18 protein-coding genes and 2 tRNA genes are annotated in these 24,031 nt (G+C 40.7%); 11 read left to right on the plus strand and 9 right to left on the minus strand.

What is annotated here, in order from left to right; all coding sequences use genetic code 11:
• Positions 1–110: 110 nt before the first annotated feature.
• Both cdd and porV read right to left on the minus strand, forming a co-directional pair.
• Positions 111–596, minus strand: coding sequence for a cytidine deaminase (gene cdd, locus U735_RS0118295; RefSeq protein ID WP_031445212.1), 486 nt, complete (start codon positions 594–596; stop codon positions 111–113).
• A gap of 88 nt (positions 597–684) precedes the next feature.
• Positions 685–1,830 carry a type IX secretion system outer membrane channel protein PorV gene (gene porV / locus U735_RS0118300; RefSeq protein ID WP_031445213.1) on the minus strand — a complete coding sequence of 382 codons (1,146 nt, stop codon included), beginning with the start codon at positions 1,828–1,830 and terminating at the stop codon, positions 685–687.
• Between the two features lie 441 nt (positions 1,831–2,271).
• Between porV and gldJ the strand changes: the two genes are divergently transcribed.
• Positions 2,272–3,933 (plus strand): gliding motility lipoprotein GldJ, encoded by a 1,662-nt coding sequence (gene gldJ, locus U735_RS0118305; RefSeq protein ID WP_031445214.1) that lies wholly within the window; start codon positions 2,272–2,274, stop codon positions 3,931–3,933.
• Between the two features lie 66 nt (positions 3,934–3,999).
• Positions 4,000–5,274 (plus strand): UDP-N-acetylmuramoyl-tripeptide--D-alanyl-D-alanine ligase, encoded by a 1,275-nt coding sequence (locus U735_RS0118310; RefSeq protein WP_031445215.1) that lies wholly within the window; start codon positions 4,000–4,002, stop codon positions 5,272–5,274.
• Between the two features lie 24 nt (positions 5,275–5,298).
• Here the strand turns inward: U735_RS0118310 and U735_RS0118315 are convergent.
• From U735_RS0118315 to U735_RS0118325, 3 genes are all read right to left on the minus strand, one after another.
• Positions 5,299–5,373: transfer RNA gene (locus U735_RS0118315), tRNA-Val, on the minus strand.
• 232 nt (positions 5,374–5,605) lie between these two features.
• Positions 5,606–7,075 carry an arylsulfatase gene (locus U735_RS0118320; RefSeq protein WP_031445216.1) on the minus strand — a complete coding sequence of 490 codons (1,470 nt, stop codon included), beginning with the start codon at positions 7,073–7,075 and terminating at the stop codon, positions 5,606–5,608.
• Between the two features lie 96 nt (positions 7,076–7,171).
• A complete protein-coding gene (locus U735_RS0118325; protein ID WP_031445217.1) occupies positions 7,172–7,849 on the minus strand; it encodes a hypothetical protein in 678 nt (225 codons plus the stop codon).
• A gap of 261 nt (positions 7,850–8,110) precedes the next feature.
• Between U735_RS0118325 and U735_RS0118330 the strand changes: the two genes are divergently transcribed.
• From U735_RS0118330 to U735_RS0118365, 7 genes are all read left to right on the plus strand, one after another.
• On the plus strand, positions 8,111–9,265 hold the full coding sequence (locus tag U735_RS0118330; RefSeq protein WP_232233285.1) for an alkaline phosphatase family protein: 1,155 nt from the start codon (positions 8,111–8,113) through the stop codon (positions 9,263–9,265).
• A 334-nt stretch (positions 9,266–9,599) separates the two neighbouring features.
• On the plus strand, positions 9,600–9,773 hold the full coding sequence (locus U735_RS25615) for a hypothetical protein (protein ID WP_157365032.1): 174 nt from the start codon (positions 9,600–9,602) through the stop codon (positions 9,771–9,773).
• Positions 9,774–10,256: 483 nt separating this feature from the next.
• Positions 10,257–11,459, plus strand: a complete 1,203-nt coding sequence (locus U735_RS0118345) for a Gfo/Idh/MocA family protein (protein WP_031445220.1) — start codon at positions 10,257–10,259, stop codon at positions 11,457–11,459.
• A gap of 175 nt (positions 11,460–11,634) precedes the next feature.
• Positions 11,635–12,420: an SDR family NAD(P)-dependent oxidoreductase gene (locus U735_RS0118350; RefSeq protein WP_031445221.1), complete on the plus strand. Its 786-nt coding sequence runs from the start codon at positions 11,635–11,637 to the stop codon at positions 12,418–12,420.
• Between the two features lie 88 nt (positions 12,421–12,508).
• Positions 12,509–13,303: a sugar isomerase domain-containing protein gene (locus U735_RS0118355; RefSeq protein WP_031445222.1), complete on the plus strand. Its 795-nt coding sequence runs from the start codon at positions 12,509–12,511 to the stop codon at positions 13,301–13,303.
• Positions 13,304–13,371: 68 nt separating this feature from the next.
• Positions 13,372–14,730: an FAD-dependent oxidoreductase gene (locus U735_RS0118360; RefSeq protein ID WP_051892235.1), complete on the plus strand. Its 1,359-nt coding sequence runs from the start codon at positions 13,372–13,374 to the stop codon at positions 14,728–14,730.
• 5 nt (positions 14,731–14,735) lie between these two features.
• Positions 14,736–15,695 (plus strand): phosphotriesterase family protein, encoded by a 960-nt coding sequence (locus tag U735_RS0118365; protein WP_031445224.1) that lies wholly within the window; start codon positions 14,736–14,738, stop codon positions 15,693–15,695.
• A 20-nt stretch (positions 15,696–15,715) separates the two neighbouring features.
• Here the strand turns inward: U735_RS0118365 and U735_RS0118370 are convergent, their stop codons facing one another.
• The gene (locus U735_RS0118370) at positions 15,716–16,426 is read right to left on the minus strand and encodes a GntR family transcriptional regulator (RefSeq protein ID WP_031445225.1); all 711 of its coding nucleotides are present in this window, start codon (positions 16,424–16,426) and stop codon (positions 15,716–15,718) included.
• Between the two features lie 502 nt (positions 16,427–16,928).
• Here U735_RS0118370 and U735_RS0118375 point away from each other — a divergent pair.
• Positions 16,929–19,796 (plus strand): PVC-type heme-binding CxxCH protein, encoded by a 2,868-nt coding sequence (locus U735_RS0118375; RefSeq protein WP_232233286.1) that lies wholly within the window; start codon positions 16,929–16,931, stop codon positions 19,794–19,796.
• Positions 19,797–19,824: 28 nt separating this feature from the next.
• On the plus strand, positions 19,825–20,697 hold the full coding sequence (locus U735_RS0118380) for a sugar phosphate isomerase/epimerase family protein (protein WP_031445227.1): 873 nt from the start codon (positions 19,825–19,827) through the stop codon (positions 20,695–20,697).
• 147 nt (positions 20,698–20,844) lie between these two features.
• Here the strand turns inward: U735_RS0118380 and U735_RS0118385 are convergent, their stop codons facing one another.
• The 3 genes from U735_RS0118385 to U735_RS0118395 form a co-directional block, all read right to left on the minus strand.
• On the minus strand, positions 20,845–22,218 hold the full coding sequence (locus tag U735_RS0118385; RefSeq protein ID WP_031445228.1) for a Gfo/Idh/MocA family protein: 1,374 nt from the start codon (positions 22,216–22,218) through the stop codon (positions 20,845–20,847).
• A gap of 348 nt (positions 22,219–22,566) precedes the next feature.
• Positions 22,567–22,641 (minus strand) — tRNA-Val (locus U735_RS0118390).
• A gap of 116 nt (positions 22,642–22,757) precedes the next feature.
• Positions 22,758–23,969: a bifunctional folylpolyglutamate synthase/dihydrofolate synthase gene (locus U735_RS0118395; protein WP_031445229.1), complete on the minus strand. Its 1,212-nt coding sequence runs from the start codon at positions 23,967–23,969 to the stop codon at positions 22,758–22,760.
• Between the last annotated feature and the right edge of the window lie 62 nt (positions 23,970–24,031).

Genomic DNA, 24,031 nt, shown 5'->3' on the forward strand with positions numbered 1-24,031 from the left:
AGGAAAAAAATTTAAATCAAAAGCTTCGCATAAAGCGATTATATAAAACAAAATAAGGAATTGTTGAGAAATACCTAAAACTTAAAAATAGAAGGTCCTAAGTTGTTGTCCTAACCCAAGAATGTACTGTTAAAGGCTAAAGGAAGAATGTCGGAAACAGAGTTACATTTTAAGATCTCTCCCGTTTCCCCGGACATAATTATAGATATAGGTCTCTGTTGTTTTATTTCATATTCCGAAATGGACTGCCTACAATTTCCACAAGGGGCGGCAGGTTTATTTACTACAAAATTTTTGGAAGTGGCGCTTATGGCAATGGCCTTGATGCCAATACCCGGAAATTTTGCCGAAGCGTAGAATATGGCCACTCTCTCCGCGCACAGACCAGATGGATATGAGGCATTTTCCTGATTGTTACCAATTACAATTTCATCATTATCCAACAATACCGCCGTCCCAACATTAAATTTTGAATAAGGAGAATAAGCATTCTGCCTAGCCTTTACCGCTTCAAGCATTAAAACTTGGTCCTCCTGTTCCAGTTCACCCATAGATTCATAGACCATTAGATCGAACACCACCCTACGTAGTTTCATAGACAATTAGCGTTATATAATTTAGTAAAAATAAACAAAACCTGCTTGTGGGCAGGTTTTGTAGTAAAGCTATATATTTTTTTACACATTAATCGTTCAAAAATTCTTCTCCCAAATTGAATGTCAGAGAAAATCTAAGTGTATTCTCCAAAGGGTTTCTAACTTGGGAAGTAGAGAACAAATAAGACAGGTCTACCTGAGCCGATTTAAACCTAAAACCAGCACCTAAAGTGAAAAATTTTCTCGACCCCTTTAAATCGCTCTCATTAAAATATCCCGTTCTTAACATAAAGGCGTTCTGGTAGGTATATTCCGCTCCAAGTGCCCATGTAAATTCTTTTAACTCCTCACTAAAGCCATCGGGTGCATCACCAAACGACTTAAAAACCCCTTCAAAAAAAGTGGTTTGCTGATATTCGCCATTATCCGTCCCATCAATCACCCCGTCATCGTTATAATCCTGAGGGGTAGGCACCAATAGTTTATTAAATTCAGTGGTTAACCCAAGTACATTATCCTGGTCCAAAATAAAATCAAAACCTAAACCCCCTTTCAAATTGGTAGGGAGAAAATTTTCTTGTCCCGCATCGTCGTACTTTATCTTGCTTCCTAAATTTGAAATATTGAAGCCGGCCCTCCAACGACCATCAAAACTATTGTAGGCAATTTCCCTGGAACGATAGTACCCGGAAACATCCACAGCAAATGAACTTGCCGCCTTAGAATCCTCACTGCCATTATCCGGCAACTTAAGATTTGAACTAATAAATCTACCCGCAACGGCCATAGAAAAGGTTTCACTTAACTTTAAAGAATAGGAACCATCAAAAGCCAATTCGTTGGGCTTGGCCAATCTGGCCTGATCCCCCGCAAATTGCCTAAGTTCTATTTCCCCCAAGGTAAAGTACCGTATACTTAAGGCAAAGGCACTTCTATCATTGATCTTCTTGTGAAAATTTGCGCTCAACAACGCTATATCGGTAATTATACTTTCCAAATAAGGGGTATAACTAAGGCCAATTCCCATTTCTCTTTCTGCAAAGGCAAATTTTGCTGGATTCCATTGTTGGGAAAAAGCATCTGTAGAAGTAGCCACCCCCATATCACCCATACCGGATGCCCTGGCATCTGCAGCAATGGTCAAAAAAGGTACAGCAGTAGTAATCACCCTATCTTCCTGAGCAGAAACTTTAAACACAAAGAAAAGCAAGAAAAGTATTGATAATTTTTTCATTTTTACTTGTTAAAATTAAGATTTGGTTTCCATAGTTATCCAAAAGAACCCAAATAAAAATATTTCGGTTCATTATAGTCAAACGTCCTTTTTCTGAATATCTTATATAAACCATTAAAAAAAATAGGCATTTAAATACTTTTTACAACAAGATCTTATTTATAGGTATAATCCATGGCTTATATTGTTTCAATTGGATTGATTTTACTTGATATTTTTACAAAGAATTATCTATTATCCATACTATATTAAATTTTAAGTCGTTATTCATGTTAAGCGATGCTCTTTGCATGATAAATAAATGTTTAATTTTTTTTCTTTTAACAAAATATTATGCCTTAAACATCGTTCTAAATGCCGAAAGCGACACAAAATATTAATAAAATATGAATCGCAAACTCCTTTAAATAGAAGTTTGTCCTTTGAACTCAAGTCCTAATTATGAAAAAACAATTCATCAAAGTTGTACTCTCTTGCGCTATTGTAGCTGGTGGTTTTTCAAGCTGTAAAAACTCATCATCCTCTAAAAATGTCTCAAGGGCTACGGGCTGGAATATTAACGCCAAGGAAGGTGGATTTCAGTACAATTCAGACTTTAAAGAGCAGGAAACTGCACCAGGTTTAGTGTTTGTAGAGGGAGGAACCTTTACAAAAGGTCAGGTTCAAGATGATGTGATGCACGAATGGAACAACACCCCTACCTCACAGCACGTGCAGTCTTTCTATATGGATGAGACCGAAGTTACCAACGTTATGTATTTGGAATATTTGGATTACCTGAAAAGTGTTTACCCTCCGGAAGACCCTAAATATGTACATATATACACCGGGGCCTTACCAGATACATTGGTTTGGAGAAACAGGTTGGGATTCAACGAAACCATGACCAACAACTACCTTCGCCACCCAGCTTACGCTGAATATCCAGTGGTTGGTGTAAATTGGATACAGGCTACGCAATTTGCCGAATGGAGGACAGACCGTGTGAACGAGGTAATGCTGGAAAGAGAAGGCTATCTTTCAGAGGAGGCCAAATACAAAGTAATTAATGGTGAAGCAGAAGGTGGCTTTAGCACAGAGGCATATTTAAATAGACCGGAATCCGTATACAACGGACAGATAGACTCTTTACAGGGAAAAAAGAAAAAAGATTCAATTTCTGTGTTTGCCAAAAGAAGCTCTGGGGTTATTTTACCAGAATATAGACTGCCCACTGAGACTGAATGGGAATATGCAGCCCAGGCGCAGATTGGAAGTAGGGAATACAATAACTACAGAGGAAGAAAGAAATATCCTTGGGAAGGAGATTATACCAGAAATGGACAAAGAGTTGGTAGAGGAGATCAATTGGCCAACTTTAAACAAGGAAAAGGAGATTACGGCGGAATTGCAGGATGGTCAGATGACGGAGCAGATATTACTGCGGAAGTTAAGTCTTACAAACCCAATGATTTTGGATTATATGATATGGCAGGAAACGTAGCCGAATGGGTTGCGGATGTATACAGACCAATCGTAGACGACGAGGTTAGTGACTTCAACTATTTCCGAGGAAACGTTTATATGAAAACGGCCATTGGAAAGGACGGAAAAGTAAATGTAATTCGTGACTCCATTGTATATGACACCTTGCCAAACGGTAAAGTTGTAGCCGTAAATTTACCTGGAGAGATAAAAATGGTACCAGTAGATGAAGAAGAAACCTTCTTAAGGACCAACTTCTCATCCAGTGACAACAGAGGATATAGGGACGGTGAACCCGGATCTACAAGATTTTATGATAGATTTAGTGATGATGAGGACGAAAAAGACCAAAAGAAAATGTACGATGCTCCTGTGAGCAAGGTACAGGTAGACTCTACAGGAAATATTTTGAGAGCTTACGACAAATCCAACAACAGAACTTCATTGATCAATGATGAGGTAAGGGTCTTTAAAGGAGGTTCTTGGAGAGATAGGGCCTATTGGTTGGATCCAGCCCAAAGAAGATATTTACCACAATATATGTCAACTGATTATATTGGATTTAGATGCGCCATGTCCAGAGTAGGATCCAAATCCAAAACTAAAAACAAAACACCTAGAGGCAAGAAAGCCAAATAGTTCTAAAAGTTTATTAAATATAAAAAAAGCCCTTTTTAAAAAGGGCTTTTTTTATATCTTAGATTTATGACAATAGAACAATTGCACCAACTCTTTTTAGAGTTTCCCCAGGTCTGCACGGACACTAGAAAAATAAGCCCAAATTGCATATTTTTCGCCCTAAAGGGAGATAATTTTAACGGCAATAAGTATGCCGCCCAAGCCCTGGAAAAGGGTGCTTCATATGCTATAGTTGATGAAGAGGAATTTACCGGAAGCAATAACACCATATTGGTAAAAAATGTACTTACCACGCTTCAAAATTTATCCCAATTTCACCGGAATTATTGCAAAGCAATAGTAATTGGCCTTACAGGAAGTAATGGCAAAACCACCACAAAAGAACTAATTAGCGCTGTTCTATCTAAAAAATACAAAACTATTGCCACAAAGGGCAATTTAAACAATCATATTGGGGTACCGTTAACACTTCTGTCCATTACACCCGATACGGAAATGGCCATAGTAGAAATGGGTGCCAACCATCTTAAGGAAATAGAGTTCTTATGCAAGTTGGCCGAGCCGGATTTTGGTTATATTACCAATTTTGGAAAGGCGCACTTAGAGGGCTTTGGGAGTGAGGAAGGAGTAATAAAAGGCAAAAGTGAACTATACGACTTTTTAACAAGCCATAATAAATCCGTTTTTTTTAATGCGGACGATCCTATTCAAAAAGAGACATTATCCACCGTTATCAAGAAATTTGGATATAGTCAGAACGATAATGAATTCTTCAACATAAAACTTCTTGGTGCCGATCCATTTGTTAAAATTGCCGTAGGTGATATCCATATTACAACTCAGCTGGTGGGCAGCTATAATTTCACCAATTGCTGTGCCGCAATATTAATTGGAAAATACTTTAATGTGGAAATGGACGAAATAAAAAAAGGAATTGAAAATTACATTCCCCAAAATAACCGTTCGCAAATAATCGATAAAAATGGCCACCACATTATTTTGGATGCCTATAATGCCAACCCTACAAGCATGAAGGCCGCATTGGAAAACTTTCAGCAATTAAAGGCAGATTACAAGGTTGCATTCTTAGGGGATATGTTCGAATTAGGCAAAACTGCAAAAAAAGAGCATCAGGAAATTTGCAATATAGCCACCAATATGAATTTTGACCAGGTGTTTTTAATTGGGGAAAACTTTTTCAAGACAAAAAGTGACTATAGCAAATTCAAATCCTTTGACCATCTCAAGGAAACTCTCAACAACAAAACCCTGAAAAACGCCACCATCTTGATTAAAGGATCTAGGGGCATGGCTTTGGAAAGAATACTCGATTTGTTATAAACTTTAAAACCAAAGTATTTTTTGTGGGACATACTGGATTCGAACCAGTGACCTCTGCCCTGTCAAGGCAGCGCTCTAAACCAACTGAGCTAATACCCCATTATCTGCAACAACAGAAAAATAGTCCGCCAAAATTACACCAATTTTAAGAGTTTGAAACTACCTTGGAGAATTTTTTTCAATAAATTGACTCCTGCGGATTCAAAATCGATTTCTCAAACTTTAAAGCAAAAACAGTATACCTTCACAGCAGATTTAAGTTTCTACAGCAACTTGAGAAATAAAACTAAACCCTAATAGGTTGGAATGAAATCCATTACCCCCAAGCCTTCTATTTCGATTTCCCAAACTTAAACACCTCCGAAGGCGTCCTTGCCCTGTCCAAAATGTCTTCCATTTCAGCAACCACCTCTGGAAAATCGGCCGCCAAATTATTCTCCTCACCAGTATCCTTGGACAAATCATACAATTCTATCTTGGCATCCGGGTTCTTTAGAACATCATACTTTACCGCCTTCCAATCTCCCATTCTAACAGCTTGTCTACCCCCTTTTTCATGAAACTCCCAATACAAATACTCGTGTTCTTTCTGTTCACTCGACTTACCCAGCAAAGTGGGCAGTAAGGAAATTCCGTCCAAACCTGGAGTTTCCTTTATCCCCGCTATTTCTGCCAAAGTAGGAAAGACATCCCAAAATGCCGAAACATGGCCCGCAACACTTCCCGGCTTAATCTTGTTGGGCCATTTAACCATCATTGGGACACGGATCCCCCCTTCGTACAAATCTCTTTTATAGCCCTTTAAAAAACCATTGCTATCAAAATAATCGGGATCTGCCCCACCCTCTAAATGCGGGCCATTGTCTGAGGTAAAGATTATAATTGTATTATCCGCTATTCCCAAATCGTTGACCTTCCTAACAATTTCACCCACCTGTTCATCCAGGATACTCACCATGGCCGCAAAGGCCGCATGGCTTTCTGTTTGGGAACCATACCCCCCTATTTTATACTTTGGGCCATCATCTATTCCCTCATATACCTTTTCTGGTAAATATTTACCTCTAAATCTCTTCATCACCTCCTCCGGGGCCACCAACTCTGCATGTGGAATAATAGACGGCACATAGGCAAAAAATGGCCTGTCCTTATTCTCCTCAATAAACTGTAATGCTTTATCATGGATAAGATTAGGAGCATAAATACCTTTTTTCGTGCCAGCATTCTCCGGTAGCACTATGGAGTCTTGATTGGACCACAAATGATAGGGGTAATAATTATGCCCTATCGTCTGACAATTGTACCCAAAAAAGGTATCAAATCCCTGGTTATTGGGATCCCCTTCCGACCCTGGATATCCCAACCCCCATTTACCAAAAGCACCGGTACTATAACCAGCTTTCTTTAAAACTTCCGCAATGGTAAGGGTGCTATCGGGAATAGGAAATTGCCCTTCCGGTTTAATTCCATAATTCCCCCTAACTACCGTATGTCCGGTATGCATACCCGTCATAAGCGCCGATCTGGAGGGGGCACAAACAGTACTTCCGGAGTAATGCTGGGTAAAAAGCATACCCTCGGCCGCCAACTTGTCTATATTGGGTGTTTTAATCTTTTTTTGTCCATACACCCCTAGATCCCCATACCCCAAATCATCGGCAAGGATATAAATAATATTTGGTGGGCCAATTGTTTTTGATACTTCCGCAGAACCTAAATTGGAGGGGCTCTTTTCCATTTTACATGAAGTGAACCCAAAGGCAGCAATTAACATTAACCCAGAAACAACTTTAAAATCCATGACCTTTTCTATTTATTTCAAACATACGCAGAATTATAAAAAGTAGCGTGTTGAAAATATCAAAACCTATTTATAAAATCTCCTATGGTATTATCATTATAATGTAGCAGTCAGTTCTGCCTCGAACTGAACGATAAATTTAAGATCATGAAACCAATATACGGAGCTGATTATCTCTATAGTGATGGATGTATCGCTCAGTGACTCCCTACTGTACTGCCAAATTATATCCTTGGCATCAGGAAAAGCTTGGCCTTCCAATTGATCTGAAAACAATCTATTTAACAAAGTATTCTTAGGCATCCCTGCCACCAATAATCTAATTAGGGATGCTTCAAAATCGCACTTGAACACAGACATATTTTCCTTTTTGGCAGCTTCTATTTCAACCTTGAACCTTAGGGCTTCTGGCTGGGGAAATTTGCCATTAAAGGCCTGAAACAACAGTTGACCAACATTAAAAAATTGTTCGTGCAATGATAAATCCGCATACTCCTCCCACATTTTTTCATGGAGCATTTCATGTGATAAATTGGCAATCTGGCTTTTACTTAAAATATCCTTGAACAAATAGCCCAAAACAATTTCTGCTGCCTCAGGCGGCTCAAAATCTGTTAAGGACAACATGCACATTTCCTTCAAATCTGTAGACGGAATAGTGGCCGTATCCCCAAATTCCATAATATCCAACAGCTCCATATAATTGTTAGGGCTCCAAGCATTGGGCAATTCCCGAATGGTTTCAAACTTTTTAAGTTCAATTTTGAATTTCATAATTTTGTCTTTTCTTGCCGTCTAGGCAACCTAAGTTAAGCAAACGAGGGATATGTCAATACATTTTATTGATTCTAATTGACGTCTTCAAATTAATTCCAATTCCATATAACAATACGTAAAATTAAAAGTAAATTTATCCCTATCACAGGCCTTGGAAGAAACATATAAATGGACTTTAACTTGAAACCATACATCCTCTTTTTAATCAGTTTTATCAATTATTCCATCGTCTTCGGACAGCTGCAAAATACCAAAATAGTGTTTGTTATAGTTGATGGCATTTCTGCTGACGTATTGGAAAAAATAGAAACACCAACGCTCGATACCATTGCCAAGAAAGGTGGCTATACCCGTGCCTACGTTGGGGGTGAAAAAGATGGCTATTCAGAAACTCCGACTATTTCCGCCGTAGGTTATAACAGCCTGCTTACAGGCACTTGGGCCAATAAACACAATGTATGGGGCAACAGCATTAAAGATCCTAATTACAATTATTGGACTGTTTTCAGATATGCCAAAGAAAACAGGCCAGATTTGAAAACAGCTATTTTCTCAACCTGGCTGGACAATAGGACAAAATTAATCGGGGAAGGCCTTCCCCAAACCAACTACCTGAAATTAAATTATCATTTTGATGGGTTTGAATTGGACACGGTGAACTTTCCACATGACGAGGACCGACTTTACATTCATAAAATAGATGAAAAGGTAGTAGATGAAGCTGCCAGGTATATACAGGCTGAAAGTCCAGATCTTTCCTGGGTATATCTTGAATATACAGATGATATGGGGCATCGATATGGAGATAGCGAGCAATTTCACAACTCCATTGCCATAATGGACAACCAAATTGGACGCATATACAGAGCAATGGATTATAGACGAAAGGAATACGGCGAGGATTGGCAAATATTTATCACTACTGATCATGGCAGGGACAAAGAAACGGGCAAAGGACATGGAGGTCAATCCGATCGGGAACGCCTTACCTGGATCGTTACCGATGCCGACGATTTAAATGACTATTTTAAGAACGGAACCCCGGGTATAGTCGACATCTTACCAGCGATGCTCAGAAGCTTGGAAATCTCACCTGAGCCCAACAGGGCGTTTGAAATTGATGGAGTTTCCATCACCGGACCACTTTCCGTAAGTGATTTAAAAGCAAACATTCAGGGCAAGGATTTAACACTTAACTGGAAGAACCACAATAGGGAAAAAAAGCTCAAAGTTTACCTTAGTACGGAAAATGGTTTTAAAAATGGCATATACGACCACTACAAATTGGTTAAAAAAGTGAAGGGGAACACTAATAGTACCAAAATCGATTTAGACAAATATCCTTCCCATTTTTATAAGATTGTGATAGAAGGAAAGCATAATTCCATCAATGCATGGGTAATAGCTAAATAAATAGGACAATTATTCCATGCCCAATTGGACCACTATCCGGAGCACAGTGTTAACTATGGAATAGCACAATTCATTGAAACCGATTGTGCAGAAAATCCTACCATTTATACATTTCCAAATTAAACCATTGATTATAGTCCCTATCTTTATTGAAGATTAAAATGAAATGATAGCCAACTCCTCAAATCAAACTAATTTTTAAATTAAACTGGCAAGCCTTTTCTGTACTAAGGTTGTCCATTTTAGAATAATTATATAATCTATTGAAATAATTGTATAACATATTGCTTCCCCTATTTTCGACATTTGTATAACACCCAAAAAATTATTTATCATGTCACAGATCATAAGCATTATACTCGTATTGAATCTTTGCTTTGCAGGAGGCACCATTTTTGTAATCCTTCATGGAATGTATATTTCAAAAAAAACACGTTCACTGGATATGGACTCTATTCACAATTTGGAAAAAAGAAAAATCAGCGAAGGCCCAAAAAGTCAGTTTTAAGGTTTAAGGACCGAAAACGCCCTAAGCCAACCAATGTGAAGCAAACCCGTGGGGTACGCAATTATTAATCCGTAGTTCATATTAAGACGTAATTCCATCCTTTACACCTATGGTTCACGCTATTCTTACAGCGCCTAAGATTATGGATTTTGCATGCAGGGAAATTAATCATCCGATTTAACAGAACTTTCCCAATTTTACAGTACTTGGCTTATCAGAAACCAAAATGGCAGCCAATTAGTTTGGCACATCTTACCTATTAAGGAATTTCTTATCCAAACCCAGTTTCAGATCATTATATCCAATCAATCTTATTATCAAAACTTGTACGTACAAGTAAAATTCTTATATTTACTAAGTCACTTTTTCAATGACCGTTTGTTGTTTTCATTCAGGTGATGACATTTAGTTACCTGAAAATGCCCGCTTAAAGTGTATAACAGAAGATTCAGAACGGCCAAATTGAAATAAAAAAACACCAATATGAAAATAGCCATATTAGGCTCCGGCTTTATTGCCCGATTTTATGCCGATTCATTACATTCACAAAGACGAAAGGATTATTTGGTGATGGTCTATTCACGTAATGAAAAAAACGCAAAACGGTTTGCAGAGGATTATAACTTGCCACATTACACGACCTCTATGGAAGAAGCCATAGCCCATCCTGATGTTGAAGTAGTGCTCATATCCCTACCCAATCACCTACATGAGGCAGCCGTTCGTGAATGCGCCAAATATAAAAAGCATGTCATCTGCACCAAGCCCTTGGGCCGCACTGCTGAGGAAGCCAAATCTATGTTGGATATGGTTGAAGAAGCTGGAATTTTTGGAGGATACCTTGAAGACCTGTGTTACACGCCGAAATTCCTGAAATCCATGGCAAGCATTAAGCGCGGTGAAATTGGCAAAGTACTCTGGACAAAATCAAGGGAGGCCCACCCTGGCCCACATAGTGATTGGTTTTGGGATAAGGAAAAATCCGGCGGTGGTGCCATCATCGACCTGGGATGCCATTGTGTAGAAATAGGTCGCAATTTTATTGGCAAAAACATAAAACCAATAGAGGTGATGTGTTGGGCCGACACCCAAGTACATCCCATCGACGCCGAAGATCATGCCATAGGGCTGGTAAAATATGCCAATGGGGCCATAGGGCAATTCGAAGTTAGCTGGACCTTCCGCGGAGGAATGGATTTGCGAGACGAGGTAATGGGTACCGAAGGTACTATATGGATAAATAGCTTTTTGCGCACAGGATTTGAAATGTTCACAACCGGAAAAGGAGGTGAAGGCTACGTGGCCGAAAAGGCAGAGTCGAACACTGGTTGGCTATTTCCCGTTGGGGACGAGGCCCACGAACTGGGGTATCCCCATATGTTTACAGATATGTTTACGGCCATTGAAGAAAACAGACCGCCACTTGAAACATTTTATGACGGTTATGTGGTGAACGCCATTTTGGACGCCGCCTATAAATCTGCCGAAAGTAAATTATGGGAACCCGTTATTTTGGAAGATTGGCGAGGCGATGAGCCTATTGAACAACAAAAAAGCTGGAATTCCTATGACGAGGACCACTATATCATAAAAACAGAGGTCCTTCCCAACGGGGACAATAAAGTAATATTAAAACACAAAAAAACCGGTGTGGTAACACAAAAAGTAACCCAAGCCAATAAATAAAGGCCATTCCTTATAAACCCATGGAAAAGAACAATTGTAAAAAAAATATTCAGATTAACCTCCAAGGAACTATTTTGGTACAGCTCGGCTATTTATAGAAAGTATGTTCAGGGGATTAATGTGACTTCTATGCCTACTAACAAGCTAACTTTCCTTGACAATCATAAAAAACACTATGGACTTTAAAAACAGTACATATATAATAATGGGCGGAACCACAGGAATGGGTCTTGCCTCCGCTATCGCTTTAATGAAGAATGGAGCCAACCTTATGGTGGTAGGAAGAAACTTGGATAATAGCGAAAAAGCAAAGGAGATCCTTGGCAAGGGAAGCATTTCCCTGGAAGGTGATGCCACTGATCCAAAAACCATCAAAACAGCAATTAAAATGACGCATAAAGCCTTTGGACCTATCACTGGATTATTTCATGTTGCCGGCGGAAGTGGCCGAAAATGGGGCGATGGTCCATTGGATAAAATAAGTTTGGATGGATGGAACAAGACCATGGAGCTAAACCTGACCTCTTTGATGCTGTCCAACCAAGCTATAATAAACTATTTTTTGAAACATAAAAAATCGGGCACCATCTTAAATATGGGATCGGTATTGGGTTACTCACCTTCACCAAAATATTTCACCACCCATGCCTACGCTGCTGCCAAATCGGCCGTAATTGGGTTTTCCAAGTCCATCGCTGCTTATTATGCCGGGAACAACATTAGAATAAACGTCATTGCCCCCAGTCTTTTTATGACTCCCATGGCCCAAAGGGCCGTGAATGATGAAAGGATCATGGCGTTCCTTAAAACCAAGCAACCCTTGGACGGTGGGCGACCTGGGATTTCTGAAGACATCAACAATGCCGTACTAATGTTCCTACATCCTGATTCAAAGTTTATAACCGGACAAGTTTTGGCCGTGGACGGAGGCTGGACGATTAGCGAGGGCCAATATTCATAAGTTCTCGGAAAACTGTTAGGTACCAGGGGTATGCGGGGCCAAAGGCAAATTAAGCGTTGCCCAAAACCATAATAACTAAAACAATGTAATGAGCGTAACAAAAGAATATCTAGCAAAGGGAAAAGAAATAATCTCAGTTATAGGGGAACAAGAATCGAAGATTCAGGAAGTGGCCCAAATTTTTGCCCAATCCATTTTAAACGGACGGATGGTTCACCTTTTTGGATCTGGTCATAGCCGAATGATGGTAGAGGAAATGTGGCCAAGATACGGATCCTTCCCTGGTTTCAATCCCATTGTGGAACTTTCATTATCCTTTCATAATTTGGTGGTCGGGGCCAACGGGCAGCGCCAAGCTATGTTTCTTGAAAATGTATCAGGATTGGCGGCAAGGATACTTCGGAATTTTGACACTGACCCAAGGGACACGGCCCTGGTAATTTCTTCCAGTGGCTGTAATGTAGTGCCTATAGAAATGGCAGAAGAATTTCAAAAAAGGAAAATAAAAGTGGTTGCCTTGGTAAGCAAGCTTCATTTGGAGGGCAGTACCTCCAAAAAGTCGGACGGTAAAAAACTGACCGATTTTGCCAATATTGTATTGGATACCGGAGCACCTTTGGGCGATGCCATGATTTACTTGGACGGCTTGGATTCCCCTGTGTCCCCCGGCTCTACTTTAGGCGGGGTACTACTAGTAAATTGCATAAAGGCCGAGGTAGCCAAAATCTTGCATGAGAATGGCAAATCACCAAAAGTATTGAGCAGTGGAAAAATAGTTGGAGAAAAACGGGCAGTAGATCTTTTCGAATCTGCATATGATGAACATGCCCACTTAATGGCAAAATTATATCAAAATGTGGGAAACAAATCAGGTGAAAATTAATGGCACGTCATCCTTCTACCGTGTTTTTCAATACAATTTCCATTATTAGTAGATAACTAATTTAAAACATGAACTTTTCAACTGTAATTTCTAAATCGCTTCGTACAGACATCCTGGTTATTGGGAGTGGCAGCGCTGGTGCTACCGCCGCCATTGCTGCATCAAACGGGAAGTATAAAGTAACCCTAGTGGAACGCTACGGTTTTCCCGGTGGCACATCGACCCAAATGCTCGACACTTTTTACGGTTTTTTCACTCCATCGGAATCACCTAGAAAAATTGTTGGGGGCATCCCAGATAAAGTCGTGAATGAATTGGACAGATCGGGCAATATTTTTTTACGACCCAATACCTATGGAGCTGGCACAGGAGTGAATTACAACCCTGAAAAACTAAAACAGGTATGGGACCAACTTTTGATAAAAAGTGGTATTCAATTATTATATCATTCCACCCTAGTGGGAGTGGAAAGCACAGGAGAGGCATCAACCTGCATATTCTTCAATAAGGGAATGGGCTTTTTTTCCATAACGGCAAACCGGGTCATTGATGCCTCTGGTGATGCCGATTATTGTCATTGGGCAGATATCCCCTATGAACGTGCCGGGGAGAAGGAATCCGCCCAAAGTATGACCACCACCTTCCGTATGGCCAACGTAGAACAACAAGAGTATGAGTTGGCAGGAGGAAAAAAAATGTTGAAAGAAAGGATGGCGGAAGCCTTTGAAAAGGGAACTTATGGCCTTCCGCGTAAAGAAGGATCCGCACATGAAATGTGCCAGCCCAAATGCATTTCCACTGTAGCGGTAAAAGTAGTGGACCTGGACCCTTTGGACGTAGAGGGCATTACAAAAGCGGAAATTGAAGGGCGCCGACAAGCCTTTATATTTGAAGATTTTTTTAGGGCAGAGATACCTGGATACAAAAATTCCAAGATCATTGGACTCTCGCATCAAATTGGTGTTCGGGAAACTCGAAGGGTTTTTGGGGAATACCGTCTTACCAAGGAAGATTGTATTGGTGCCAAAACCTTCGAAGATCAGATTTTTCTCTGTGGCGCACCCATTGAAGATCATCGAAAATCGGACGAAGGAGAATCCGAAACTTTTTGGCAATATGTTCCCAACGGGGGAGCCTATGGAGTGCCTTACGGCACTATTGTACCCAAGGAAAGTCAGAACACTTGGGTCGTTGGCCGTTGTTTCTCGGCCACCCATGACGCCCATGCCTCCTGCCGATCAATGGCACAGACAATGAGTATGGGGCAGGCGGCCGGCCTGGCCGCTATAATCTCTATGGATACCGATCAGAACGCAAAAAACATCGATATTAACAAACTACAGGATGGTTTAATACAAATCGGGGCCATCTTGCAAATGCCCGAGAAAGTTGCAGATGCCTCAAGGCACGGATGGAAAAACAATTAACAATTATGTCTCAAGAGTTTTTTAGAACAGTTTTGGGCGATAAGCCAACTTCGGAAATGGGACTCACCTATTCCCATGAACATATCATTATAGACGATAGTTATGTAACTGCTGCCCATCCCGAATTTTTACTCAACGACGTGCATAAAATTTCCGAGGAGCTCAAGAACTTTTATAAGGCGGGAGGCAGAACCGTTGTAGACACCATGCCGGCCAATAGTGGGCGTAATGTTTTAAAATCGGTTGAAGTAAGTCACGTTAGTGGTGTTAATATAATTGTCCCAACAGGAATGCATTTGGAAATTTATTATCCTAAAAACCATTGGAGATATCACTATTCCGAAGATCAATTGACAGAGCTTTTTATAGATGATATTGAAAAAGGCATTGATCAATTTGATTATTCAGGACCATTTGTAAAAAGGACCCAGCATAAGGCTGGCCTTATTAAATTGGCTACCGGGGATGGACCGATAACTCCCCATCAGGAAAAAATCTTTAGGGCCGTCGTAAATGCACATTTGGAAACAGGAGCTCCTATATTAACACATACCAATTTTGGAAAACAGGCCTTGGAACAAGCGAAACTGTTCGAAAAATTGGGGGCAAATCTCCAACATGTAGTGCTTTCCCATGTGGACCGGGCCAAAGAGGAAGATTATAACAGGGCGGTGCTTGATACTGGAGTTCGGTTGGAGTACGACAGTGCCTTCCGCTGGAAAGATTCAGAACCCAATTATACCCTGAATCTTTTGGAAAATCTACTCCCCCAATATCCAGATCAAATTACACTGGGAATGGATATGGCAAAAAATGCTTACTGGAAAAGTTATGGAGGCAGTCCCGGGTTAAATTATCTTATAGAGACCATTCCCCAATTCTTAAAATCCAAAGGCTTGGAAGAGCATTACAAAAAAGTGTTTTTTGACAATCCGAAAAAATTATATGCCTTTTCCCAATCTTAAACCAATAGACTAGGGTCAACCTACAAAAAGTAACTATTTCGAATAGGATACTCCGTAGTATTGCAGTACAGATCGCCATATAAATTAAGATGGGGCCTACTGGTTCTGAACCTAATTGATATATGTAGAATAGGGGCACCAACTGCAATCCCCATTTTTTTGGCAATATCCCCGCTAGCCGGCACCGACCTCAGTTCCTGCTCCGCTCCCATAATCTCAATTAAGTATTCCTGACTAAGGGTCTTAAAAAAAGATCCCTCCACAAATTCTTCTGACCTTATAGGTTCCAAGGCGTTCAAAGCATACCAATTATTCTCCAATACTACAGGTTTGTCGTCTATGTAACGAACTCTTTGAAAATAGACACATTTAGAACTCTTTTCGTCCTCGGATAACGGGAAACCAATAATCGGGTCCCATTCCACAACTTTAGGCTCCACGGTCACTCTTGTCTTTACCTTATAATCCGTTGAGCCCGAAAAACCCTTGACAGACAAGAGTCCTAGATATTTGCCTCTCTCCAGCACTTTACTGCCCTTGCCCTGTTCCTTGGCTATAAAACCCTCTTTCAACAGTTCATCCAATGCCTTTCTAACCGTTGTTCTTGTGGTCCCAAATTGAACACAAAATTCGTTCTCCGAAGGCAAATAACTATCTGGAGGATATTTTTGTGTCTGTATCCGCTTCTTTATATACTCTTGTATCTGATGGTACTTTTTTATCTTTTTCAATTTCCAAGTTCAACTATGACTGACTAATTTACATTATCTTTTATCCATTATCATACTAAAATCCAATAGAATTTTTCCAAAACAAGCAGATATATTGTATGGACAAGTTAAAATAAGCAAAAAATTTAAAACATCTAATTTACCGCAAAAGCTTAGCAGGCATGGCCTGATCACCAAACTATTGTCAAGATAAAAAAACCGTCTATGGCAAAATCAATTATTGTACAGTGTATAAATGTATCCTTAATGAATTATAGTCCTTCAAATAGAAAACAGTCGATCGGTATTCCTTTTTCAGCAAGAAGACCCGTACTACCCTCTTCACTTCCACAAGAATGGATTTTTTCAGTAAAAAGAAACTACTGCTATATTAAAATATGAAAAAAAATCTTATTATTTAAAATTAAATTTTAACTTGTATGCACATGTTGTGAGCTATTTTATATTTTCTATGGGACTTATTAAAAAAATTGGAGGCAGTTTATTAACTAAAGGCAGCATCATGCTTATGATATTCTCATTTGTATGTTGCGCGGACAACAGAATAGCGGACTACCAAACCCCCGTACTTAATTATCAGACCAATATGGAGAATGACTTTATTGTACCGGAAGGTTGGCAGATAAGCCTATGGGCAGAATCCCCCTCCCTGTACAATCCAACAAATATGGATGTTGACGAAAAAGGAAGGGTTTGGGTTACGGAAGCAGTGAATTATAGGGATTTTAACAACGATCCAAAACACCGTTTAAACTTTGAAGAAGGAGATCGGATAATGATTCTGGAAGACACGGATGGCGATGGTATTAGTGACACCTCCAAGGTATTTGTCCAGGATAAAGATCTGGTTGCACCAATGGGGATTGCAGTTGTAGGGAATAAGGTATTCGTATCCTGCGCGCCCACTTTGTTTGTCTATACTGATGAAAATGGCGATGACGTACCCGACAAAAAGGAAGCCTTTCTTACTGGGTTCGGAGGCTTCGATCACGACCACAGTCTACATTCACTAGTAGTAGGTCCGGACGGAAAATGGTATTTCAATACGGGGAATGCCGGACCGCACCGAGTGACGGACAAAGGCGGTTGGCAACTACGTTCAGGTAGCGTTTATTCGGGCGGAACCCCTTACAACGATAAAAATGAACCAGCGCAAGTCAGTGATGACGGACGTATTTGGGTCGGGGGTCTGGCTTTAAGAATGAACAATAAAGGCAAAGACCTTGAGGTGGTAGGCCACAATTTTCGAAACTCCTACGAGGTTGCATTGGACTCATATGGAAATATGTGGCAAAACGACAACGATGATCAAGTGGTCACCTGCAGGGTAAGTTGGCTTATGGAAGGTGGCAACGCAGGATATTTCAACGCTAACGGCAAACGTACATGGCAGGCGGACCGTAAACCTGGACAGGATATTTTCACAGCCCATTGGCACCAGGACGACCCAGGGGTAATGCCGGCGGGAGACAACACTGGGGCAGGATCACCTACAGGAGTGGTCGTTTACGAAGGGGACGCCTTTGGTCCGGAGTATCGTGGAATGCTCCTAAGTGCCGATGCAGGCCGCAACGTAATATTTGCCTACCAGCCGTCTCCGAATGTGGCCGGATTTGATTTGAAAAGGCGCGATTTGATAACCTCTACCCAAGAATCTACAGAAGGTTATGTATGGAACGATATTGATGATGATAAACGCAAATGGTTTAGACCAAGCGATGTTGCCGTTGGAACCGATGGTGCCATTTACATTGCCGATTGGTACGATCCGGTAGTAGGGGGCCACCAGATGATGGACACCGTAGGCTATGGCCGAATCTATAGAATTAGCCCTAAAGGAAAAAATCTTACGATCCCAAAAATAGACCTAAGCACAGTTCAAGGTCAAATTGACGCTCTTCTAAATCCTGCTATAAATGTTCGAAGCCAAGGCTTTGAACAATTACTGGAGCAAGGTGAACGGGTTGTAGAAGATGTGAAGAAAATATTGGATTCAGACAATCCCTATCATCGATCAAGAGCCATCTGGTTGTTGTCCAAACTTGGCAACCAAGGAAATGCCATTGTGAAAAACGTATTAAAAAACGAACCGGACCCCCGATTAAGGACCGTGGCATTTAGGGCCCTGAAAGATGATGCTGAATCCTTTTTAAAATATGCCGCAACAGCGGCCAATGATCCTTCTCCACAAGTGAGAAGAGAAGTGGCCATTTCCCTTCGAGACATACCTTGGAAGGAAAGCAGCACCCTTATCAAGGAATTATTTAAGGGATATAGCGACAATGATCCCTGGTATCTGGAAGCCTTGGGAATGGCCATGGACGGTAAAGAGGAATCGGCCTATGCCGAATTGCTTTCAGATCAGCCCGATGACCCTGTAAAATGGCCCGATGCCTTTGCTTCGCTCGTATGGCGAATACACCCCAAATCTGCTGTCAATGCATTAAAAGAAAGGGCTCTGGCAGAAAGTTTATCCCCAAATCTTAAAATACAATCCGTAGATGCTTTGGCCTTTATTAATGACAGGGATGCAGTCGCAGCTATGCTGGCCATAAACAAATCAAGTACGGACAAAACGATAAAAGAAACCTCCCAATGGTGGCTGGACTTTAGAAAAAATAACGACTGGTTTGCTTTTTGGGACTGGGAAGCGGAAAATGGGGAAGGATTTAGTGTTCCGGATAATATTGCCGAACTCAATGAAATACTTTTGAACCAAGACACCTCTACAAAAAAAAGGATCGAGGCAGGAAAGGAAATGGCGGGCAGCTTGATAGGCGGACGCCTATTAATTAGTTTGGCCGCCAAGGATCAGCTTTCCAATGAAGTTATTAGCGGAATATCCGAGGCTATTTTTAACAATCCCGAATTGGAAATCCGGACATTGGCCAGTGAACACTTTAAAAAATCCGGGGAAAAGCAAATGGCCATACCGGCCATCTTAAAATTGACAGGGGATAGTGGTAAAGGTGAAAGTGTTTTTCTATCAAAATGCACAACCTGTCACAAAAATGGAATTACTGGTAACGATATAGGACCTGACCTGTCTTCAATCGGGGAAAAGTTCGACAAGACCGCCCTATTGGATGCCATTATTCATCCAAATGCCTCCATAGTCTTTGGATATGAACCACTTATGATAAAAACTAAAAGCGGTCAGGCCTTTTTCGGTTTTCTTCTGTCTGAGGGCGAAACCACAGTGCTGAAGGACTTGACCGGAAAACAGATTGTGATTGCCCCCGATGACATAGAGAGCAAGGAGAAAATGAAGATGGGCATTATGCCAAATGCCTTGGCCTTGGGCCTCACTGAACAAGATCTGGCCAATTTATCGGCCTACTTATTGACCTTAAAGAATAGTACACTATAGTTTGAACAATTATTAAAATAACCACATTATGGGTGCTGCAATAACCAGAAGGGAAGTGTTAAAATCCTCCGCCGGCATACTTGGCCTGGGTATGCTTGGGGCCTACGAGGCATTTGCAATGGACAAAAGAAATCGATTTAAGATTGGCGCCTGCGATTGGTCAATTCAGAAAATGTCCGAAGTGAAGGCGATAGAAGTGGGCAAAAAAATTGGCTTGGATGGCGTTCAGATAAGTCTAGGCAGCTTAGCTAATGATATGCACCTAAAGCAAACAAGCATTCAACAACAATATAAAGATGCTTGCCTTGAATATGGCATGACCATAGGTGGAATAGCCATTGGTGAAATGAACAACATCCCCTATAAATCGGATCCACGTGCCGAACTTTGGGTATCGGACAGTATAGATGTGGCCAAAAAAATGAATGTCAAAGTCGTGCTATTGGCTTTCTTCCACAACGGAGACCTTAAAAATGATTTAAAAGGCACACAGGAAACAATTCGAAGGCTAAAAAAAGTGTCAAGAAAAGCAGAGGACAATGGTATTATCTTGGGTATAGAATCTTGGTTGAGTGCCGAAGAACATATGGAAATCATAAGTGCAGTGGGTTCGCCCAACGTAAAAGTATATTATGATGTAGCCAATTCGAACAAAATGGGATACAATATTTATGAGGAGATCCGGTGGTTGGGCAAAAAGCACATCTGTGAATTTCATGCCAAGGAGAACGGTTATTTATTGGGACAGGGCAGAATAGATTTTGAAGAAGTAAAAAAAGCGATAGACGAGATAAAATATGAAGGATGGATACAGATAGAGGGTGCCGTTCCCGAAAATGCCGACATGTTTGATAGTTATGTTTTGAACAATAAATACCTTAGGTCGGTTTTAAAGATATAGCCTTAGGCTTCCCATGCCTCTGTTTTGACTTTTACTTTTCAGAGAAATTTAATAGAATTACCAGATTTCAAAATTCTTCTCCCATCAAGTGGAGTAGGCGAATACCATATTCAAATCCTCCAACAATGCTATACTTCTTAAGAATTCTTAAAAACCTGCTACGCCCCAACCTTTGCGATATTCCCGTTGAAGAAATTTATTGGCCTTAGGCTGATTGGGGAACGACATATTGACCGGATCCCATTTCAGGACCGTATCCGGCATACGTATTGCCACCGTACCCAATAGGATGGCTTCCGTCATAGGACCGGACTGAGCAAAATGTGAATCGTTCTTTTCACTGCCCAAACAAGCGTCCACAAAATGGTGGTAGTGATTACGGTCTTCCAAAGTTGGCATTTGGTAATCTACATATTTGTTTTCTGGCAACAGAACAGGCATTTCTTTATGGGGCATAAGCAGAGCCCCTTCGGTACCTATGAGTAGGGCCGATTCTGCTGGATACGGTTTTCCATGAAAAAGAGCTTGCACTTCCCAAGGCGGGTAAAACTCCCCGTCAAACCATTCTAGGGGTAGAATATCCGATGCTGTAAGCTCATTGCCAGGAAACATCCAGGTGATATGGTCACCCTGCGGCCATGTATCCCCATTTCGTTCCGAAGATTCCTGCCATGAATCCTGAACCCTGGCCATAACGGAAATAGGTGCTTTCAAATCCAAGCCTTTCCAAACAGCGTCCAATATGTGGCATCCGATATCTCCGGACCAACCTGTTCCGAAATCCTGCCATGCTCTCCATATGGCCGGATGATAAATGTTGGGCGCATAAGGGCGCATTGGAGCGGTTCCGGTCCAAAGATCCCAATTCAAATGGGAAGGCACATCCTGACCTTGAGGTGGGCGAGGGCCCGGAAGCCTATATCGCTCAATAGCCTCCGGACGATTAGAGCACAGATAGGCGTGTTTCACTTTTCCAATAACACCATCTTTTAGAATTTGAACCGCTGAACGATCACCCTTGCCCGAGGCATGCTGTGTGCCTAACTGAGTTATTACTCCAGCCTTAATTGCTACTTCAGTTAGCTTGCGAACCTCTGCCACATCATGGCATAAAGGCTTTTGACAATAAACATGTTTACCATTTTGGATTGCCCGATAAGCAATAGCAAAGTGGTTATGATCCGGGACAGTTACATTGACCGAGTCAATATTGTCCCCCTCCTTCTCAAGAAGTTCCCGCCAATCACTATATGTTCGCGCATCAGGAAAAACTTCTGCTGCCTTCTGCAAGTTTTTAGCATCCACATCACAAAGTGCAACAATCTGCACATTGGGATGTTCCTTAAAGTTTTGCAAATCGTGCCACCCCATACCTCCAACTCCTATACAAGCATGCCTTAGCTTCTTCTCTGTGGAGGTAAAACTAACGGCGGAATTCGCCAAAAAAGGAACCGCAAGTGCGGCTGTGGTAATTGAATCCAAGAATTTTCTTCTCGATACTGCAAGGTTCTCGTTAATCATCTGTATAAAAATTTAACCACTTTGGTTGACAAGCATCATAAAGGATTGAAAAATATTATTCCCTAATGGCTTAATAATTAAAAACCCCAAGTAATGGCAAGGTCATGTATTATATAAATTGATATAAGATAATAACTATTATTTAATTTTACCCAACTCCTAGGATATTCTTATTTAAATAATTTAGAATGAGATAGCCAAGAATAGCATAAATTATAGAGTCCCATTCAGAGGCTTTGTAAGCTTAAACTAAATTTAATAAATTAAAAATAATTTTGTTGTACCTATGTTGTACCCGTAAAAAAGAAAAAGCTTTCCAATTTCTTGAAAAGCTTATCTTTGTTACTGTGGGCCCTACTGGGTTCGAACCAGTGACCCCCTGCTTGTAAGGCAGGTGCTCTGAACCAGCTGAGCTAAGAGCCCTAATTAATCAGTATTTAATTCGCTTCTTGATTTCTCCAGAAGCACGCCTGTCTTTCGGTAGGCGGGTGCAAATATAGAATAGTTTTTACTTTCCCCAAAGGAAAAAATAAAAAAAATTACACAATTTCAGCTACAACAAAAGTACTCCCCCCAACAAACACAAAATCGGATTTTTTCGCAACCCTTAATGCAGATTTAAGCGCTTCATTTACAGAAGGATAAGACTCCCCCTCCAAACCAAATTCCATTGCCCGAGTTTTAAGTACCACTTCATCCAAACCTCTCTGAATGTTAGGCCTACAAAAATAATAATGGGCATTTTTTGGAAAAAGAGGTAAAATCTGTTCCAAATTCTTGTCTTTTACAAATCCAATGACCAAATGAAGAGAGGTGTATTCCTGTTGCTTCAATTGATCCAAAACAATGGACAATCCTTCAGTATTATGGGCCGTATCACAAACAACTGTTGGGTTTTCGCCAATAGTTTGCCATCTACCCAGCAATCCCGTATTAACAGAAACATTCAACAAGCCATCAACTATATGTTCCTCCCTAATTTCAAAACCCTTCAATTCCTTAATGGTGGCAACCACGCCCTTGACGTTTTTGGCCTGGTAACTCCCCAACAAGGAGGTTTTATAGTTTCCAGGGATTACTTCCCCTGCAAAAATTATTTTTGAGCCTCTTTCCCTTGCTATATTATTAAAAACAGTTGCTGTCTCTTCCTGCAATTCACTTATGACCACCGGTATCCCTGGTTTAATGATGCCCGCCTTCTCAAAGGCTATTTTGGCAATGGTATCTCCCAACATCTCCACATGATCATAGCCTATATTCGTAATCAAGGACACTTCGGGGATAATTATATTGGTAGAATCCAAACGACCTCCCAGTCCAACCTCTACAATGGCAATATCTATTTTCTCCTTTTCAAAATACTGAAAGGCCATTCCGACTGTCATTTCGAAAAACGAAAGGTCATGTGCCTCAAAAAAAAGCTTATTTTTTTTTATAAAATCGACAACGAATTTTTTGCTGACCGGTATTCCGTTAATTCTGATCCGCTCCCTGAAATCCTTTAAATGGGGAGACGTATACAAACCGACCTTATAACCAGCCTCCTGCAAAATAGAGGCCAGCATATGACTACTGGACCCTTTCCCGTTGGTTCCTGCCACATGTATGCTTTTAAATTTTCTTTCTGGATGCCCTAAATATGCGGAAAGGGCAAGTATATTGTCTAACTTACCCTTAAATGCAGAAATTCCCTTTTGCTGGTACATGGGCAGTTGCCCGAACATCCATTCCAAAGTTTCCTGATAAGTCATTTATAGTCGTCTGTTGAAGTTAGAACACAATGCCTTTGCGATACCTTCAATTAATCTAATTA

This window comes from Arenibacter algicola, assembly GCF_000733925.1.
Taxonomy (GTDB): domain Bacteria; phylum Bacteroidota; class Bacteroidia; order Flavobacteriales; family Flavobacteriaceae; genus Arenibacter; species Arenibacter algicola.